Consider the following 2,258-nt stretch of genomic DNA (forward strand, 5'->3'; position numbering starts at 1 on the left):
GGCTGGTCGCGCAGTTCCCCGCGCCCCTTCGGGGGCACGCCCCCCTGAACGTTCGCCGGAAGGTGCGGACGGGCGGGGCCGGGAGAGGTGCTCCTCCCGGCCCCGTTTCGCTTGTGTGTCCGGCATTCAGCAAGCGCACATCCGCTCTCCCGGTACCGGTCACGCGCAGTACAGCCGGCCTCGGAAGAACTGTGGCGGACCCCGCCCCGTCCTCAGGAGAGCACCCATGACCGGCGTACTGACCGCGGACCGCCCCCAGGCGCCCTCCGCACCCCCGCGCTACACCGTCACCCTCGCCCGCGACGAGGACGACGTCCGGGCCGCGCAGCGGCTGCGGCACGACGTCTTCGTCGGGGAGATGGGCGCCCTGCTGGCGAGCCCGCAGCCCGGGCACGACATCGACCCCTTCGACGCGTACTGCGACCACCTGCTGGTGCGCGAGGAGACGACCGGGCAGGTCGTCGGCACCTACCGGCTGCTGCCGCCGGAACGCGCCGCGATCGCCGGACGGCTGTACGCGCAGGGCGAGTTCGACCTCTCGGCACTGGACGCGATCCGGCCCTCCCTGGTCGAGGTCGGCCGCTCCTGCGTGCACCCCGACCACCGCGACGGCGCCGTGATCGGGCTCATCTGGGCCGGCATAGCCCGGTATATGCATGACCGGGGCCACGCGTGGCTGGCCGGCTGCTGCTCGATCCCGCTCGCCGACGGCGGCACCCTCGCCGCCGCCACCTGGGACCGCGTCCGCGCCAAGCACCTGGCCCCCGAGGAGTACCGCGTACGGCCGCTGCTGCCCTGGACACCGCCCGCCACGGCACCCGCCGACCGCACCGGACTGCCCGCCCTGCTGCGCGGCTACCTCCGCCTCGGCGCCTGGGTCTGCGGGGAGCCCGCGCACGACGTGGACTTCGGCGTCGCCGACCTGTACGTGCTGCTGCCGATGAGCCGTGTCGACCCGCGCTACCTGCGGCACTTCCTCTCGCTGCTGCCCGCCCGGTGAGCGCCTGGCTGCCCACCGCGCCCTGCACCCCAGAGGCCTGCCTGGAGCCGGCCCGGACCGTCGGCGGCGCACCGCGTGCCCTGCTGCGGCTGACGGCGGTCGGCGTGCTGGTCCTCGCCGGGGTCGTGGTCGCGCTGACGCCGCTGCGGGGACGGCTGCCGGCCGCCCTGGTGCGGAGCTGGTGCCGCTGGACCGTGCGCGCCGCCGGCGTCAGGGTCCGTGTCACGGGCGCCGCCGCGCCCGCCGGAGGCCTGCTGCTGGTCGCCCACCACGTGTCCTGGCTGGACGTCCCGCTGCTCGCCGCCGTGCGCCCGGCCCGGATGCTCGCCAAGAGCGAGATCGGGCGGTGGCCGGTCGCCGGGCCGCTCGCCGAGCGCGGGGGAGCCCTGTTCATCGAGCGTGACCGTCTGCGGGCGCTGCCGGACACCGTCGCCCGGGTCGCCGGGGCACTGCGCGGGGGCGCCGCGGTCGCCGTCTTCCCCGAGGGCAGCACCTGGTGCGGACGCGCCCAGGGCCCGTTCCGCCGGGCCGTGTTCCAGGCCGCGCTGGACGCCGGGGTGCCGGTCCAGCCGGTGCGCATCCGCTACCGGACGGGGGAGCGGACGCTGAGCACGGCGCCCGCGTTCGTCGGCGAGGACACCCTGCTCGCCTCCCTGTGGCGGGTGGCGTCGACGCGCGGTCTCACCGCCGAGGTGGAGGTGCGCCCGGTCGTGCCGCCGGGGTGCCACCGCGACCGGCGCTCCCTCGCCGGTGCGGCGCAGCGGGCGGCCACGGGCGTGTGAACGGGCCGGGACGGTCACCAGGGGAAAGCACCTTCGAAAAGTATGTGCTCTTTGTGGCGTATGTGCCGTTTTCGGATTGCTGATACGGACAGTCGGAGTACAGGCACTCCGGAAGGAGGGTGATGCCAGATGATCACCCGTGAAGAGATCGCCAACGTCCTGGACCATCCGGTCTACGACGGGGACGGCAACAAGATCGGCGACGCCAAGCACGTCTTCTTCGACGACATGACGGGGCGCCCCGAGTGGGTGAGCGTCAAGACCGGCATGTTCGGGTCCAACGAGTCGTTCGTGCCCATCCGCGACGCCTCGCTGGTCCAGGACCACCTTGAGGTCCCCTACCGCAAGGACAAGGTCAAGGACGCACCCAATGTGGACGTCGACGCGGGCGGCCATCTGTCGGAGGCCGAGGAGCACCGGCTGTACGACTACTACGGCATCAACTGGGACAGCGTGCTGTCCGAGGCCGAACGCAC

Annotated in this window: 3 protein-coding genes; all 3 read left to right on the plus strand. The window is 73.6% G+C overall.

The window, feature by feature from the left end:
• Positions 1-226: 226 nt before the first annotated feature.
• On the plus strand, positions 227-1,000 hold the full coding sequence (locus GTW67_RS14645) for a GNAT family N-acetyltransferase (protein ID WP_161165258.1): 774 nt from the start codon (positions 227-229) through the stop codon (positions 998-1,000).
• Positions 997-1,782, plus strand: a complete 786-nt coding sequence (locus tag GTW67_RS14650; RefSeq protein WP_161165259.1) for a 1-acyl-sn-glycerol-3-phosphate acyltransferase — start codon at positions 997-999, stop codon at positions 1,780-1,782. Before GTW67_RS14645 ends, GTW67_RS14650 begins: the two co-directional genes overlap by 4 nt.
• A 129-nt stretch (positions 1,783-1,911) precedes the next feature.
• Positions 1,912-2,258, plus strand: a 347-nt coding sequence (locus tag GTW67_RS14655) for a PRC-barrel domain-containing protein (RefSeq protein ID WP_161165260.1), incomplete at its 3' end; no start/stop codon positions are given.

Origin of the sequence: Streptomyces sp. SID5910, from assembly GCF_009862125.1 — a bacterium.
Lineage (GTDB): Bacteria > Actinomycetota > Actinomycetes > Streptomycetales > Streptomycetaceae > Streptomyces.

Coding starts and splice junctions, on each gene's coding strand:
- GTW67_RS14645 (WP_161165258.1), top strand. CDS start 227: ATGACCGGCGTACTGACCGCGGACCGCCCCCAGGCGCCCTCCGCACCC.